This is a genomic window from Nocardioides solisilvae (genome assembly GCF_003194625.1).
GTDB classification, from domain to species: Bacteria; Actinomycetota; Actinomycetes; order Propionibacteriales; family Nocardioidaceae; genus Nocardioides; species Nocardioides solisilvae.
In genome coordinates, this window is record NZ_QHKX01000003.1 from 640031 (window position 1) to 655962 (window position 15932).

The 15932-nt window shown below is 72.9% G+C and carries 12 protein-coding genes; 5 read left to right on the forward strand and 7 right to left on the reverse strand.

Annotated elements, in window-relative coordinates; translation table 11 throughout:
- Window positions 1–154 precede the first annotated feature (154 nt).
- Window positions 155–1540, forward strand: coding sequence for an MFS transporter (locus DNK53_RS14410; RefSeq protein WP_110182990.1), 1386 nt, complete (start codon window positions 155–157; stop codon window positions 1538–1540).
- Window positions 1537–2937 (forward strand): MFS transporter, encoded by a 1401-nt coding sequence (locus DNK53_RS14415; RefSeq protein WP_110182991.1) that lies wholly within the window; start codon window positions 1537–1539, stop codon window positions 2935–2937. The genes DNK53_RS14410 and DNK53_RS14415 overlap by 4 nt, the downstream gene beginning before the upstream one ends.
- A 73-nt stretch (window positions 2938–3010) precedes the next feature.
- Here DNK53_RS14415 and DNK53_RS14420 read toward each other — a convergent pair whose 3' ends face one another.
- Entirely contained in the window at window positions 3011–3784 is a 774-nt protein-coding gene (locus DNK53_RS14420; RefSeq protein WP_110183178.1) for a DUF2249 domain-containing protein, read from the reverse strand.
- An 81-nt stretch (window positions 3785–3865) separates the two neighbouring features.
- Between DNK53_RS14420 and DNK53_RS14425 the strand changes: the two genes are divergently transcribed.
- Genes DNK53_RS14425 through DNK53_RS14435 form a run of 3 tightly spaced genes read left to right on the forward strand, consistent with a single transcriptional unit; the run spans window position 3866 to window position 8443 of the window.
- Complete coding sequence (locus DNK53_RS14425; protein WP_110182992.1) at window positions 3866–4570, forward strand: helix-turn-helix transcriptional regulator; 705 nt, start codon at window positions 3866–3868, stop codon at window positions 4568–4570.
- 55 nt (window positions 4571–4625) lie between these two features.
- Window positions 4626–5774 (forward strand): hypothetical protein, encoded by a 1149-nt coding sequence (locus DNK53_RS14430; protein WP_110182993.1) that lies wholly within the window; start codon window positions 4626–4628, stop codon window positions 5772–5774.
- A complete protein-coding gene (locus DNK53_RS14435) occupies window positions 5771–8443 on the forward strand; it encodes a multicopper oxidase domain-containing protein (protein ID WP_239456544.1) in 2673 nt (890 codons plus the stop codon). The genes DNK53_RS14430 and DNK53_RS14435 overlap by 4 nt, the downstream gene beginning before the upstream one ends.
- A 25-nt stretch (window positions 8444–8468) precedes the next feature.
- On the opposite strand, the gene DNK53_RS14440 is transcribed toward DNK53_RS14435, so the two are convergent.
- The 6 genes from DNK53_RS14440 to DNK53_RS14465 form a co-directional block, all read right to left on the reverse strand.
- Entirely contained in the window at window positions 8469–9560 is a 1092-nt protein-coding gene (locus DNK53_RS14440; RefSeq protein WP_110182994.1) for an alpha/beta hydrolase family protein, read from the reverse strand.
- A 58-nt stretch (window positions 9561–9618) separates the two neighbouring features.
- The gene (locus DNK53_RS14445) at window positions 9619–10857 is read right to left on the reverse strand and encodes an NAD(P)/FAD-dependent oxidoreductase (protein ID WP_110182995.1); all 1239 of its coding nucleotides are present in this window, start codon (window positions 10855–10857) and stop codon (window positions 9619–9621) included.
- A 217-nt stretch (window positions 10858–11074) separates the two neighbouring features.
- Complete coding sequence (gene groL, locus DNK53_RS14450; RefSeq protein ID WP_110182996.1) at window positions 11075–12703, reverse strand: chaperonin GroEL; 1629 nt, start codon at window positions 12701–12703, stop codon at window positions 11075–11077.
- Window positions 12704–12939: 236 nt separating this feature from the next.
- Window positions 12940–14532 (reverse strand): pilus assembly protein, encoded by a 1593-nt coding sequence (locus DNK53_RS14455; RefSeq protein WP_110182997.1) that lies wholly within the window; start codon window positions 14530–14532, stop codon window positions 12940–12942.
- Window positions 14529–14975, reverse strand: coding sequence for a TadE/TadG family type IV pilus assembly protein (locus DNK53_RS14460; RefSeq protein ID WP_110182998.1), 447 nt, complete (start codon window positions 14973–14975; stop codon window positions 14529–14531). The genes DNK53_RS14455 and DNK53_RS14460 overlap by 4 nt, the downstream gene beginning before the upstream one ends.
- A gap of 130 nt (window positions 14976–15105) precedes the next feature.
- On the reverse strand, window positions 15106–15864 hold the full coding sequence (locus DNK53_RS14465) for a class I SAM-dependent methyltransferase (RefSeq protein ID WP_162599953.1): 759 nt from the start codon (window positions 15862–15864) through the stop codon (window positions 15106–15108).
- Between the last annotated feature and the right edge of the window lie 68 nt (window positions 15865–15932).

Consider the following 15932-nt stretch of genomic DNA (forward strand, 5'->3'; position numbering starts at 1 on the left):
GCCGTCCCGCCAGCGTGAGAAGGGCGCCACGCGACACGCCGACGTGACGCAGGTCATGGGTGGACCTGACCTCGTCGGGCTGCTAGACACGGAGTGCGGGTGTAGCGTCGACCCTGTTTTAGAGGACAACATTCCTTTTAATGGAGGCCGCAGCATGGCGTCGTCGAGCATCTCCGACCCACCACTCCCCCCGGCGCCCCCGGCGTCGCCCACCGCGCAGGACGACCGGGGCCGAACCCGGGTCCTGGGGCTCTCGACGACGGCGTTCACGCTGATGTTCGCCGTGTGGCTGATGTTCGGGATCCTCGGCAAGCCGATCAGCGAGGAGTTCGGGCTCTCCGAGGTGCAGCTCTCCTGGTTGGTCGCGGCCGCGGCCCTCAACGGCTCCCTGTGGCGCCTCCCGGCGGGGATGGTCACCGACCGCATCGGCGGCCGGAAGGTGATGACGTTCCTGCTGCTGCTCAGCGCCGTGCCCACCTACCTCGTCTCCCAGGCGAGCTCCTACGCCGTGCTCGTGGTGCTCGCCTTCCTCGTCGGCTTCGCCGGCAACGCCTTCTCCTCCGGCATCGCCTGGAACTCCGCCTGGCAGCCGCGCGAGCACCAGGGGTTCGCCCTCGGCCTCTTCGGCGCCGGCAACGTCGGGGCCTCGGTCACCAAGTTCATCGGCCCCCCGATCATCGCCGGCACGGCGGGCGCGACCTACTTCGGCTTCGTCGACGGCGGCTGGCGGCTCGTCCCCGTGGTCTACGCCGTGCTGCTCGTCCTCATGGCGGCGGCGACCTGGTTCGGCACCCCGAGCCAGGATCGCAAGCCCGGCACGGGCAAGCCGCTGCGCGAGCAGCTGCAGCCCCTGCGCCAGCTGCGGGTGTGGCGGTTCAGCCTCTACTACGTCGCCGTCTTCGGCGCGTACGTCGCCCTGGCCGCCTGGCTGCCGACGTACTACATGGACAACTTCGACGTCAGCCTGCAGACCGCCGCCCTGCTCACCGCCACCTACATCTTCCCGGCCTCCCTGCTGCGGCCCGTCGGCGGCACCTTCTCCGACCGCTTCGGTGCCCGGCGCGTCATGTACTGGACGTTCGGCGCGATGCTCCTGGTCACCGGCGTGCTGATGATGCCCAACGGCCACATCGTGATCGCGCACGCCGACGGCAGCACCAGCGAGCACCTCGGCTACAGCCTGGGCCTGGTCCCGTTCGCGGTCCTCGTCTTCCTGCTCGGCTGCGCGATGGGCGTGGGCAAGGCCGCGGTCTTCAAGCACATCCCGGAGTACTTCCCCGACAACGTCGGCTCGGTGGGCGGGCTGGTCGGGATGCTGGGCGGCCTCGGCGGCTTCTTCCTGCCGCCGCTGTTCGCCTACACCAAGGCCTGGTCGGGCTTCCCCACCAGCACCTTCTTCGTCCTCTTCCTGCTCACCGCGGCCTGCGCGGTCTGGATGCACTGGACGGTCGTCCACATGCTGCACCACGAGTCCCCCGAACTGGCTCGCCACCTGGAGAGCCCGACTGATGCCCGCGAGCCCGAGGAGGCACTGGCATGACCAAGACTGGAGCCGAGGAACGCCGCGGAGGTGAGTGGCTGGACTCCTGGGACCCCGAGAACGCGGAGACCTGGGACTCCCGCCTCGCCTGGAAGACCCTCTGGATCACGACGTTTGCCCTGTTCCTGGCGTTCGTGGCCTGGTTCCTCCCCAGCGCGATCATCCCCAAGCTGAACGCGCTGGGCTACACCTTCACCACCGACCAGCTCTACTGGATGGCCGCCATGCCGGGCCTCGCGGCCGGCCTGCTGCGCCTCGTGTGGATGGTCCTCCCGCCGATCCTCGGCACCCGCAAGATGGTCGCGCTGACCAGCCTGCTGCTCATCGCCTCCACGCTCGGCTGGGGGGTGCGGGTGCAGAACCCCACCGCCCCCTACTGGGAGCTGATGGTCCTGGCCTTCCTCGCCGGCATCGGCGGCGGCGCCTTCTCGGGCTTCATGCCCAGCACGTCGTACTTCTTCCCCAAGGCCAAGCAGGGCACCGCGCTGGGGCTCCAGGCCGGGCTCGGCAACTTCGGCGTCTCGGCGGTGCAGCTGCTCACGCCGTACTTCATCGCGTTCGGCTTCCTCGGGATCCTCGGCGGCAGCCAGACCATGACCGTGGCGGGGAAGGAGGCCCAGGAGGTCTGGTACCAGAACGCCGCGTTCTTCTGGATCCCGCTCATGCTGATCGCCGCCGCGTTCGCCTGGACGATGCTCAAGTCCGTGCCGATCAAGGCCAACGTCAAGCAGCAGTTCGACATCTTCGGCAACGTCGACACCTGGCTGATGACGCTGCTCTACATCATGACCTTCGGCACCTTCTCGGGCCTCGCCGCCCAGTTCGGCCTGTTGATGGCCGACCTCTACGGCGTCAACAACCCCGACGTGGTCCAGGGCGCCGGCGCCACCGCCACCCTGCTGATCGACGGCTACTCCGTGCCCGACCCGGTGAAGTTCGTCTTCCTCGGGCCCCTCGTGGGCGCCGCGGCTCGCGTCATCTTCGCCCCGCTCACCGACCGGATGGGCGGAGCCATCTGGACGCTGGTCTCGGGGATCGGCCTGATCGGCGCGATCCTGTTCACCATCCCGGCGCTCACCCCCGACACCAGCTCGGCGGCCGCGCTGGACGCCGACTTCGACCAGTTCCTCTGGGGCATGCTGGCGATCTTCCTCTTCTCCGGCATCGGCAACGCCTCGACCTTCAAGCAGATGCCGATGATCTTCGAGAAGCGGCAGGCCGGCGGCGTGATCGGCTGGACGGCCGCCATCGCGGCCTTCGGACCCTTCTTCTTCGGCGTCGGCGTGACCACGCTGGGCCCGACGGTCTTCTACGCGATCGGCGTCGCCTGGGCCGTCATGTGCGTCGGCATCACCTGGTGGCGCTACGCGCGGAGGGGTGCGCCGCGACCCAGCTGACCGCGGCGCGACGCGAGAAGGCCCCCTCCCGACCGGGAGGGGGCCTTCGTCGTCCGGTGCGCGCGTCGTGCGGTCAGGCGTCGCGTCGGGCCAGGCGGAGCCGCCAGACGTCCGGCCCCTCCTCGACCCAGCTGGCCACGAACGCGCCCGGGGCCCGCTGCTCGAGCTGGGCCAGCAGCGGCACCGGCGCGTGGTCGGCGACCAGCACGAGGGCGCCTCCCGGCAGCACGGCGTCCAGCGCCCCGAAGATCGTCGCGTGCCGGATGCTGTGCGGCACCACGCGCACGTCGAGCTCGGGCTCGCCCTCGTCGTGGCCGCCGCAGGCGCAGCCGCCGGCCGCCGGCTCCGCCGCCCCCTCGCGCGGGTGCTCGTCGGACCCACCCAGCAGCTCGTGCATGCCGCCGAGCAGCGCCGCGACCGAGACGCCGGGGGTGCCGAGCAGGAGCGGCAGCACCTGCTCGTTCTCCTTGGCCAGGTGCACCTCGAAGAGGGTGCGCAGCGACGCGGCGGCGACCGCCGCCCCGACCGGGTCGTCCGCGGCGGCCAGCCGGTCGACGAGGGCCACGATCGCCTGGTGCTCGGCGAGCATCGCCTCCACGAGGAGCCGGCCGTCGGACCGCTGGCCCGCCACCCGGTAGAGCGTCCCCTCCTCGGCCAGCGCGTGCGGCACCAGCTCGTCGGTCGCCCAGGCGACCAGGCGGTCCCGGGCCGGCTCGAACGCCGAGCCTGCGCGCGCCGCGGCCGCGACGTCGTCCGCGAGCCGCAGCAGCGTCCCGGCCATCACCGCGTGGTGCTGCTCGACCGCCTCGGCGGCCTCGGCGTCGGCCCGGCTGGCCGCGATCGTCATCGTCTCCACTGGTCTCTCCTCGCTGCGAGTCGTCCGGCCGTCGACTGGCGGCCACGACCCTGTATTACTACACTTTGCTCCGTGGAAAATAATGGTCCCGAGACCTCATCCCGCCTCGGCCCGCGGGCCGGACGCAGGCCACCGCCCCTCTCCCCCGCCCGCCAGCGCGTGCTCGACCGGCTCCGCGACCAGCCCGAGCCCCTGAGCCTCGCAGCCCTGGTCCGCGCCACCGGACAGCACGAGAACACCCTGCGCGAGCACCTCGACGGGCTGCTCCGGGTCGGGCTGGTCCGGCGCGAGCGCGCCCCCTCGTCGGGGCGCGGCCGGCCGGCCTGGCTCTACGAGGCCGTCGGCGACCGGAGCGCCTCCGAGTACGCCGGGCTCGCCGCCGCGCTCGCCCTCGCCGTCTCCGAGTCCAGCGCCGACCCGGCGGAGGTGGGCCGCCGCGCGGGCGTGGCCTGGGGACGACAGCTCGCCCAGGGCCGCGGCGCCGCCGCGGCCCCGCCGGAGGATGCCCGCGCCCGGGTGGTCGAGCTGCTGGACGACCTCGGCTTCGCGCCCGAGCAGGAGGCCGGGCGACCGGCCGACGTCCACCTGACGCGATGCCCCCTCCTCGAGGCCGCCCACCGCCACCCCGAGGTGGTCTGCGCGGTCCACCTGGGCCTCGTCGAGGGCGCGTTGGCCGAGCACGGGGCGAGCGCCGAGGGGAGCCGCCTCGAGCCGTTCGCGCGGCCGGGCAGCTGCCTGCTCACCGTCCCGCCGGTGCCGGGAGACGCGTCTCACTGACGCCGGGGCGTGAGCGGGTGGCGCGACGACCGAGTATTTATTTACACTCTTTTCCGTGGAAAAGAACCGGCGTCCGCGCCCCCGCCTCCTGCTCGCCCTGCCGGCCGCCGTGGCCCTCCTCCTCGGCCTCGACGCCGGCCTCGACCTCCTCGGGACGTGGGCCCCGATCACCGCGGGCCGGCTCGCCGACTCCCACGGGATCCTCATGGTGCTCGGCTTCGTCGGCGCCCTCGTCGCCCTCGAGCGGGCCGTCGCCCTGGCCAACGCCGGCCCACGGCTGGGCTACGCCGCCCCCGCCCTGCTGTCCGCGGGCGCGCTCGGCCAGCTGCACCCGGCCGCGGCCCCTGCGGCGAGGGTCGCCCTGGTCCTGGGAGCCCTCGCCCTCGTGGCCACCTACGTGCCGCTGTGGCGCCGACAGCGCGACGACGCCGTCCTCGTCCAGGCGCTGGGCGCGGTCCTGGCGCTCGGCGCCACCCTGCTGGGGGCCGGGGGCGTGCCGGTGCCTGCGCTGCTCCCGTGGCTCGCCGGCTTCCTCGTGCTCACCATCGTGGGCGAGCGGCTCGAGCTGGCGCGGCTCCAGGTCCCCGCGGCAGGCGCCACGCTCCTGGTCCGCCTGGTCCTCGCCTTCTGCGCCGGGGTGCCGGCCAGCCTGCTCTGGCCCCGGGTGGGCGCCGCCCTCCTCGGGCTGACGCTCGCCGCGCTCGCCGGCTGGCTGCTCCGCCACGACGTGGCCCGGCACACCGCCGCGCGCGGCACCGGCCTCGCCCGCTTCATGGGCCTGAGCATGCTCGCCGGCCAGGCGTGGCTCGCCGTCGCCGCCGCGCTGTGGCTCGTCGGGGGGCCGACCACGAGCGGGCCGGCGTACGACGCCCTGGTCCACGCGGTCTTCCTCGGCTTCACGATGTCGATGGTCGTCGCCCACGCCCCGGTGATCCTGCCGGCCGTCTCCGGCGTGCCCGTCCCCTTCCACCCGGTGATGTACGTGCCGGTGGCCGCCCTGCAGCTCTCCCTCGTCGTCCGGCTCTGGCTCGGCGACGCCCTCGGGCTCGAGGTCGCCCGCCAGGCCGGCGGCGTGGTCAACGTGCTGGCCGTGCTCGGCTTCCTCGGCTGCGTGGCGTGGTCGGCGTCGCGACGCCCGGCGGAGCCGCCTCCGGCGCACCGCCCCGCGGCCCCGGTGCCCGCGCTGGCCGGGAGCCCCGCGTGAGCGCGGCGACCCGCGGCTTCTGGCCGATGCGCGACCTGCCCACGGTCGCCTGGCTGCTGGCGACCGTCGCCGCCACGGTCCTGCACCCGTGGGTCAGCGCCCCTCGCTGGCTGATGGTCCACCTCCTGGTGCTCGGCGCCGTCGGCCACGCGATCCTCGTCTGGAGCCGCTACTTCGCCGACACCCTGCTGCGCTGCGAGCCGACGCCCCGCCGCCCCCAGGACCTGCGCCTCGGCCTCTTCAACGCGGGCGTGGTGGCGGTCGTCGCGGGCGTCCTCTCCAGCACCTGGGCCGCGACGGCCGCAGGCGCCGCCGCCGTCGTGCTCGCGGTCGGCTGGCACGGCGTGGTCCTGGCCCGGCAGCTGCGCCGGGCCCTCGCGGCGCGGTTCGCGCCGACGGTGCGCTACTACGTCGCCGCCGCCTGCCTGCTCCCCTTCGGTGCCGGCCTGGGCGCCTGGCTGGCCCGGGACCTGCCGACCCCCCTGCACGAGCAGGCCCGCGCCGCCCACGTCGCCCTCAACGTCTTCGGGTGGATCGGGCTCACCGTGCTCGGCACCCTGGTCACGCTCTGGCCGACGATGCTGCGCACCCGGATCGCCGACGGCGCCGAGCGCGCCGCGCGCCGGGCCCTCCCCCTGCTGGTGGGCGGCCTGCTCCTCATGGTCGCGACCGCGCTGGCCGACCTCCGGCCGGGCTACGTGGCCGGGCTCGCGGTCTACGCCGGCGGCGTCGCGGTGCTGGCCGTCCCGGCGGTGGCGACCGTGCGCGCCAAGGCGCCCGCCCACTTCGCCCCGTGGTCGGTGCTCGCCGCCCTCGGCTGGCTGGTGGCCTGCCTGGCCTGGCTGGTGCTCCGGGCCGGGACGGCGTCGGACTGGCTCGAGGTCGACGCCGCCCTCGGCCAGGTCACCCCCCTGCTGGCCGCCGGCTTCGCCGCGCAGGTGCTGCTCGGGGCCACCTCCTACCTGGTCCCCGTCGTCCTCGGCGGCGGACCCGGACCCGTGCGCGCGGCCAACCGGGTGCTGGACTCCGGGGCCGGCTGGCGGCTGGTGGTGGCCAACGCCGGCCTCATGCTCTGCGCCCTCCCGGTGCCGGGACCGGTCCGGGTGCTGGTCTCCGTGCTGGTCGTGGCCGCCCTCGCGTCCTTCGTCCCGCTCCTCTTCGCGGCCATGCGGGCCTCCCGCCGGGCGCGAGCCACGGGGGACGCCGCGAGGGACGCCGTGGGCGACGCCGTACGCCGCGGGGCACCGGACGACGCCCGTCCGCAGGGCCAGCGGACGGGCCTGGTCGCCGCCGGCGTCGCCACGCTGCTGGTCGCCGTCGCGGCGGGCGTCGCGCTCGACCCCACCGCCCTGGACGCGCCCCGGGCCTCCGCGGCCGCAGGGGTGACCGCGACCGGGGCGACCACGGAGGTCGAGGTCGTCGCGAAGGACATGCGGTTCCACCCCGACACCCTCGAGGTCCCCGCCGGGAACCGCCTCGTCATCACGCTGCGCAACGCCGACGACGGCGACCTGCACGACCTGGTCCTGGAGACCGGCGCCCGGACGGCCCGCCTCGCGCCGGGCGAGAGCGAGGTGCTCGACGTCGGCGTGGTGGGTCGCGACCTGGGCGGCTGGTGCTCCGTCGTCGGTCACCACCAGCGCGGCATGGCGCTCACCGTCGAGGTGACCGGGACCCCCGGCGACCACGCGACGACCCCGGGGGCCCCCGCGGCGGGCCATGCCGACGGCCACGCCTCCCACGAGCCGACGAGCACCTACGCCGACGGCAGCGCCGCCGACCTGGGCCGGACCCCGGCCGCCGACTTCGAGGCCGCGCCCGCGGCCCTGCCGCCGCTGCCTCCCCGCGGGCCCGGGGCCCGGCCCCGGGTGCACCGGCGGACGCTGACCGTCACCGACTCGGTGCGCGAAGTGGCCCCCGGCGTGACCCAGACGCTGTGGACCTACGGCGGCACGGCCCCCGGCCCGACGCTGCACGGCCGGGTGGGCGACGTCTTCGTCATCACGCTCGTCAACGACGGGAGCATCGGCCACTCGATCGACTTCCACGCCGGCGCCCTGGCCCCCGACCGGCCGATGCGGACCATCGCCCCCGGGGAGTCGCTGACCTACCGGTTCACCGCCACCCGGGCGGGCGTGTGGATGTACCACTGCTCCACGATGCCGATGTCGGCCCACATCGCCAACGGCATGTTCGGCGCCGTGGTGATCGAGCCGCCCGGCCTGCCCGAGGTCGAACGGTCCTACGTGGTCGTCCAGTCCGAGCTCTACCTCGGCGCCCCGGGCGGGGAGGTGGACGCCGACGCGCTGGCCGCGGAGCGCCCCGACGCGGTGGTCTTCAACGGCTACGCCGACCAGTACGTCCACCGGCCGCTGCCGGCGCGGGTCGGCGAGCGCGTGCGGGTGTGGGTGCTCTCCGCCGGCCCCAACCGGGACCTGGCCTTCCACGTGGTCGGCGGGCAGTTCGACCGGGTCTGGAGCGAGGGCGACTGGCGCCTCGGCGACGCCCGCGCACCCGCGCGGCACACCGGGTCCCAGACGCTCGGCCTGATGGCCTCCCAGGGCGGCTTCGTCGAGCTCGCCTTCCCCGAGCCGGGCCACTACCCCTTCGTCAACCACGTGATGGTCGACGCCGAGCGGGGGGCGCGCGGCCTCTTCGAGGTGCGCTGAGGCGGGCGCCGGCGCGCGACGGGGTTCAGCCCCGCAGGTGGCGCCTGAGGAACCGCACGGTCGTCTCCATCGAGGCGGTCCACTGCGGACCGAAGGCGTGCTGCTCGCCCTCGTAGACCTCGAGCCGGCTCCGCACGCCGGCCTCCCGCATCAGCCGGTGCGTGGTGCGCGCCCAGGGCAGCGGGCAGGAGTCATCGAGGGTGCCGTGGTGGGACAGCACGGGGACGTCGATCCGGTCGAAGAACGTCCGCGGCGAGAGCCCGGCCCAGAAGCCGGGCCGACGCTCCGGCGTCCCGAACCGGCCGAAGAGCCGCTCGGCGTTCTCGGGCCGCTCCGGGATGGTCCAGCGGCGCAGGTTGTCGAGGTAGGCCGAGCTCACCGAGGCGTAGAGCACCGCCGCGTCCACCAGGTCGGGCTGGGCGACGAGCGCGTTCATGGTGACCCCGCCGCCCATCGAACGCCCCAGCATCGCCATCCGGTCGCCGTCGACCTTCGGCTCCGCCGCCAGCGCGTGGACGGCGTTGACCGCGTCGCGCGTGTAGCCCAGCCGGGTCTCGCGGTCCAGGTCGCTCGCCGGGTCGGAGCCCGCGTGGCCGCGGTAGTCGGTGTGCAGGACGGCGAAACCCTGCCGGGCCAGGAAGTCCTGCTCGCGGCTCAGGCCCTGACCGGTGACGTAGACCGACGGCTCGATGTAGCCGTGGTTGAGCACCACCCCGGGGAACGGCCCCTTCCCCTTCGGCAGGAGCAGCACCCCGGAGACCCGCAGGTCGCCGCTGCGGTAGCGGACCTCCCACTCGGTGTAGGCCTCGTCGTCCACCGAGACCCGCAGCCGCCGGGGTCTTTCGCTGCTGAACTCCTCGGCCATCAACGCGGGCAGGGAGTACGGCGACCGCACGGACGGCAGCCCGGCCGCCGGCGCTCCCCCTCCCGAGGGGGTGGCCGACGGCGCACCCTCCCCCGAGGGGGCGCCGGACGCCGACGACGTGGCGGACGCCGACGGCGTGCCGGGCGTGGTCTCCGACGGGGTGCGCCGCATCTTCGCGGCGTCGTCGGTGCAGCCGCCCAGGACGAGCGCGCAGCAGACCGCGAGCGCGGCGACGGCGCGGGCCGGGGTCATCCCCCCACGGTAGCCAGCCGGCGGGCGCCCGTCAGCCGCCTGCCGTCGGGCTCCGGCGTCAGCTGCGCAGGGGGTCGAAGGGCCGCAGCGGCTCGGGCAGCACCCCGGTGACGATCCGCTCGGCCAGCAGCCGGCCCGTGACCGGTCCGAGGGTGATGCCCCACATCCCGTGACCGCCGGCGACGAAGACCCGGTCCGACCGCGTCGCGCCGACGAGCGGCAGGCCGTCGGGGGTGCACGGCCGGGCCCCCACCCACTCGTCGCGCCGGGAGCCCAGCTCGGCCCCGCGCAGCAGCGGCCGCGCGGCGTCGACGATGGCCTCGATCCGGCGGGTGTCGAGCCCGGCGTCGGCGGGCCGGAACTCCATCATCCCCGCGATCCGGAGCCGGTCCCCGTCGGGCGTGCAGGCGACCCGCTGCGCGGGGAAGTAGACCGGGCCGGCCGGCACCGGGTCGATCGGGACCGTGAACGAGTAGCCGCGCCCGGCCTGCACAGGCAGGCTCACGCCGAAGGGCTTGGCCAGCTGGTTGAGCCAGGCCCCCGAGGCGATCACGACGGCGTCGTAGGCCTCCCCCGCCACCTGCACCTGGTCGCCGCGCTGCTTGACGGTGTCGACCTGGACCCCGCTGACGATCCGGGCACCGCGGTGCCGGACCTGCTCGGCCAGCGCGGCGACGTACGTGCTGGGCGTGAGGTAGCGCTGCCCGTCGAGGCGGATGGCGGCCCCGATCGCCGGTGAGAGCGCCGGCTCCAGGGCCCTGGCCTCGTCGCCGGTGAGGACGTCGTACTCGAGCGGCTGCCCGCTGGCGCGGATGTGCTCGATCTCCTCGAGCAGGGTGGCCCGCTCCGCGGGCGTGCGGTACGCCGCGAGGAACGGCCTGGCCTCGGGCGTCGGCGCCTCGACGCCCCCCTCGCGCAACCGGTCGAAGTCGTCGAGCGCGAGCGAGTTGACGGGCACCAGCGCCCGCATCGCCTCCCGCCACCGGGGCATCGTGGAGTTGCGGGCGAAGCGGACGAGGAACGACAGCAGCCGGCGGTCGGTGGAGAGGGGGACGTAGACCGGGGACTTCGGGCTGACCACCGCGCGGATCCCGTACTTGAGCACGGCCGGCTCGGGCAGCGGCGTGGCGAGGCCCGGGGTCAGCCAGCCCGCGTTGCCCCACGAGGAGCCGGCCGCGACCCCCGTCCGGTCCAGCACCGTGACCCGCACGCCCTGCTCCTGGAGGAACCAGGCCGTCGCCAGCCCGACCATGCCCGCCCCGACGACCGCCACGTGCTCAGGCCTCTGCGCTCCCATGGGGGCAGCATGCCCCTTTTCTGTGACACACGCCACTCGAATCGGCGGGTTCCTGTCACAGGCCCTCGGGGAGTCCGGGCACGACAACAGGGCCCCCGCCGAAGCGAGGGCCCTGCTGGTGGTGCGTGGAACTCAGAAGTCTGTCCCGATGGGACTTCCTCCCTACGCAGGGACGGTCACGGTCAGCGCTCGGCGACCGGACCGCCCCCTGCTCCGGTCAGAAGTCCATGCCACCCATGCCACCGGTCGGGTCGCCCATCGGGGCGGCCTTCTCCGGCTTGTCGGCCACGACGGCCTCGGTGGTGAGGAACAGCGCCGCGATGGAGGCGGCGTTCTGCAGGGCGGAGCGGGTGACCTTGGCCGGGTCGATGATGCCCTCGGCGATCATGTCGACGTAGTCACCGGTGGCCGCGTTCAGGCCGTGGCCCGACTCGAGGTTGCGCACCTTCTCCGCGATGACGCCGCCCTCGAGGCCGGCGTTGATCGCGATCTGCTTGAGCGGGGCCTCGGTCGCCTTGCGGACGATCTCGGCACCGGTCGCCTCGTCGCCGGAGAGGTCCAGCTTCTCGAAGGCGGTCTTGGAGGCCTGCACCAGGGCGACGCCACCACCGGCGACGATGCCCTCCTCGACGGCAGCCTTCGCGTTGCGGACGGCGTCCTCGATGCGGTGCTTGCGCTCCTTGAGCTCGACCTCGGTGGCCGCGCCGACCTTGATCACCGCGACACCGCCGGCCAGCTTGGCCAGGCGCTCCTGCAGCTTCTCGCGGTCGTAGTCGGAGTCCGACTTCTCGATCTCGGCACGGATCTGGTTGACCCGGCCCTCGATCTGGCCGCCGTCGCCGGAGCCCTCGACGATCGTGGTCTCGTCCTTGGTGATGACGACCTTGCGGGCCTGGCCGAGCAGCTCGATCCCGGCGTTCTCCAGCTTGAGGCCGACCTCCTCGGAGATGACCTGGCCGCCGGTGAGGATCGCGATGTCCTGCAGCATGGCCTTGCGGCGGTCGCCGAAGCCGGGGGCCTTGACGGCGACCGACTTGAAGGTGCCCTTGATCTTGTTGACGACCAGGGTGGAGAGCGCCTCGCCGTCGACGTCCTCGGCGATGATGACCAGCGGCTTGCCGGACTGCATGACCTTCTCCAGCAGCGGGAGGAGGTCCTTGACCGACGAGACCTTGGAGTTGGCGATGAGGATGTAGGGGTCCTCGAGGACCGTCTCCATGCGCTCGGGGTCGGTGACGAAGTAGGCCGAGATGTAGCCCTTGTCGAACCGCATGCCCTCGGTCAGCTCGAGGTCGATGCCGAAGGTGTTCGACTCCTCGACGGTGATGACGCCTTCCTTGCCGACCTTGTCCATCGCCTCGGCGATGGCGTCGCCGACGGTGGTGTCGCCGCCCGCGGAGATGGTCGCGGTGGACGCGATCTGCTCCTTGGTCTCGACGTCCTTGGCCATGCCGAGCAGCTGCTCGGAGACGGCCTCGACGGCCGCCTCGATGCCGCGCTTCAGGCCCATCGGGTTCGCGCCCGCGGCCACGTTGCGCAGGCCCTCGCGGACCATCGCCTGGGCGAGCACGGTCGCCGTGGTCGTGCCGTCACCGGCGACGTCGTCGGTCTTCTTGGCAACTTCCTTGACGAGCTCGGCACCGATCTTCTCGTACGGGTCCTCGAGCTCGATCTCCTTGGCGATCGACACACCATCGTTGGTGATGGTGGGCGCGCCCCACTTCTTCTCGAGGACGACGTTGCGGCCCTTGGGGCCCAGCGTCACCTTGACCGCGTCGGCGAGCGTGTTCATGCCACGCTCGAGACCACGACGGGCCTCCTCGTTGAAAGCAATCAGCTTCGGCATAGCTCCTGTGATTCCTTTTCGGGAGTATGGGAACGGCCCTGATGGGTTGCCCGCGACGGACGATCCGGCTGCCCGGCGGACCCTTCCCGCCGGCGCTTCGGACCTCAACGTCACCAGTCCGCGTCTGTCACTCTCGTAGTGAGAGTGCCAACGTCATGTTTAGCACTCGCCCCCCGAGAGTGCAAACGCCGCCCCCCGGGGGTCCGGGGGACGGCGTCGGCGGGCGGGCGCGTGCTTCAGATGGGCAGTCGGAGCAGTCGGATCCCGCTCGAGACCTGGGCGATCGCGGTCTTGAAGATGGGTCCCAGCTCGGATCCCGCCGCGGCACAGAAGAAGAAGTCGCCGTCGGCGTTCTCAAGCCCGCGCTGGGTCGGGTCGGAGCAGTCGCTCGCGGTGCTCGGCTGCTTCGTCTCGGGGTGGGGCGAGGCGGCCGCGGCCAGGTAGTCGCGGACCTTTTCCCCACCGGTCTGCCACGGGATCGCGGGGTCGTTCCTGTTGTGCTTGCGGGTCACGGTGCACCCGGCCGTCCCGGCCTGCCCGAAACCGACCGTGATGACGGTGATGTTCAGGGCCTTCGCCTCGGCGGCGATCCTCTCCAGGTTCTTGCACCCGTCGAGCCCTGCCGACGTCGCGACGTAGTTCTTGCACCAGTAGCGCAGGCTGACGTCGGAGTAGTTGGAGGGGTAGTAGTCGTCGCCGTAGCTGTTGGCGCAGTAGCCGTTGCCACCCGCGCCGAAGTCGGTGTCGTTCCCCAGTCCGGTGTAGGACCCGCCCATGGTCTCGTCCGGCTGCCCGTCGGTCTCGAAGATCAGCACCTTCTTGGGGGTCCCGCCCCGGGTGGCGTTGGTGAGGAGGTACCGGGCCGCTCCCTTGAGCGCCGCCGCCAGGTGGGTGCCGTGCTTCGGGGACTCGGGCAGGCAGTCGACCCCCTTCACCAGGGCACTGTTGGTGTTGAGCGTCGGCGTGGCCGCTGACGTCAGGTAGTCGGTGGAAAAGCCGATCGGCACCCACTTGCCGTCCGCGGCGCTCGAAGCCTCGGAAGCGTTCGTCTGGCACTGCCACGAGTAGAGGCTGTTGGCCGTGGCGTGCAGGGTCCCGAAGGCCACGTGGTGCAGCGAGGGCGTCATCGTCTTGAGCGAATCGAGGATCGCGTCCTTCATGAGCTCCCGGTCGGCCGGCTGCATGGATCGCGTCCGGTCGGCCATGAAGACGACGTCCATGGGGTTCGGCACCTCGGACCCGCACGACCCCGTGCACGCGGTGGCCACCTGGTTGCCCGTGCTGCCCTCCTGGTAGCCGATCGCCGGGGCGAACGCGTAGGGCACCACGTCGGAGTCGGCCACCCGGATGGTGTTGCACTTGGGGGCCGAGTCGGGGCACGGGATGGCGCAGATGGCGGCGTCGCACTTCAGCCCGGGGTACTTCGCGGCGGTGTACGGAGCGCCGGCCCCGGGGTCGCAGGTTCCGGGGATGTGAGAGGCGTTCACCTCGAAAGAGGCACCCACGGGCTTGGAGCCCACGACGCACCAGAGATCGATCGTCGGGTTGGCCGCGCCGTCGACCTGGCGGGCCGCCGCCAGGGCGTCCTTGCGGGCCGCCACTGCGTCCGGCAGTGCCGAGGCGCCCGCCTGGGCCGACTGGTCGAGCGTGTCGCGGAGCACCTGCTTGGCGGCGACGTTGCTGGCGATGTCGACGCCGATGGCCGCCAGCGCCACGAGGAGGATCACGAGCATGGACATCAGCACGGCGTAGGCGCCCCGCTCGTCGCGTGGGCGGCGCAGCAGGGACAGGCGGGGGCGAGGACGCCCGCCGGAGGCGCGGGGGCTCATTCGAACCTCATCTCTGCGGTGCGCGTCAGGTCGATGCCGCCGGGGAAGAAGATGCCGACCGGGGTCAGCATCTTGTGCTGGTACTTGATGGTCACGACCGCGGCCCCACCGGGAGCCCTGTCGGCGTCGTAGCTGCCGCAGGCGGCGCCCACCCCACCTGGGGAGGGCGGGGGCTTGCGGCACGTGACGGTGATGAACACGTTGGAGGCGTCCCCGACGGACGCGGTCCCAGTGCGCGCCACGGTCTCGACCTGTGCCTTGGTGAGGTTGAAGCTCGCCTCGCGGGCGGCGTCCCGCGCAGCGTTGTTGATCATCGACCCGCGGTTGATCGCGTAGCCGAAGTCGATGATGCCGAAGAGCAGGAGCAGGAAGATCGGCAGGATGAGCGCGAACTCGACCGCGGAAGCTCCCCGCTCACCGCGGTGCCTACGACGTACCGACATGGGTCTCCTCAAGCGCCTCGCGCCGGCCAGGCTCCACGGCGGGACTACCAGTGGGTAGGGCACAGCGAGTCGACTGTACGAACGCCCCCGGAGCGCTGCGAGAGGTTCGGCCCAAAATGGCCCGAACGGTCTAGTCCGACCGACCGGCCGGAGGAGACTGGTCGTCGGCGGTGCCCCCGCCGTAGCGCTCGGCGAGCACCGTCCACTTGTTGGTGCCCTCGCGGTTGTCGCCCTTCTCGACGATCACCAGGTTGTGGAAGCAGTGCACGGCCTTCACCCACCGGTCGGTGTACGACGGCTCGTGCGGCACGACGTACTCCTCGTGGTTGAGCCCGTCGACGAGGTCCTTGACCAAGTCCATCGTGGTGCCGCGCGCGTGCCGGTCCTCGGCTCCTCCCCACTCGGGCCAGTACGACGTCTGGGTGTCCTCGATGGCGTAGACGGCCCCGTCGGGCAGCAGCGGGAAGAGGATCTCGAAGGTCCGCCGGACGTGGGCCGGCACGTGCGAGCCGTCGTCGACAACGACCAGCGGGACGCCCTGCTCCTCGACGATACGGCGCAGCACCGCCTCGTCGGTCTGGTCCCCGCGGTAGGTGGTGATCCGGTTGCGGTCGACGAACGACTTGTCCTCGATGTCGAGCCCCACGACGTTGGCCCGGGGGAAGAACCACTTCCACGCCTTCAGCGACGCCCCGCCCTGCCGGTTGCGGGCATAGCCGCCGACCCCGATCTCGAGGAGGGTGAACTCCTCGTCGCGCAGGTGCTCGAGGAATCGCTGGTAGTGCGGGGTGTAGCGGTGCACACCCCACTTGTCGGTGCCGAAGTGCTCGGCGAGCGCGGTGAGGTCGCGCTCCTTCAGCGGGGGCTGGGGCGAGGCGTCGTCCGGCACGCCGGCCACCCTAGTGGGGTCGGGATGAGTAGGACGCGTCATGGCGCGGGGGGTCGTCCTCGGAGGAC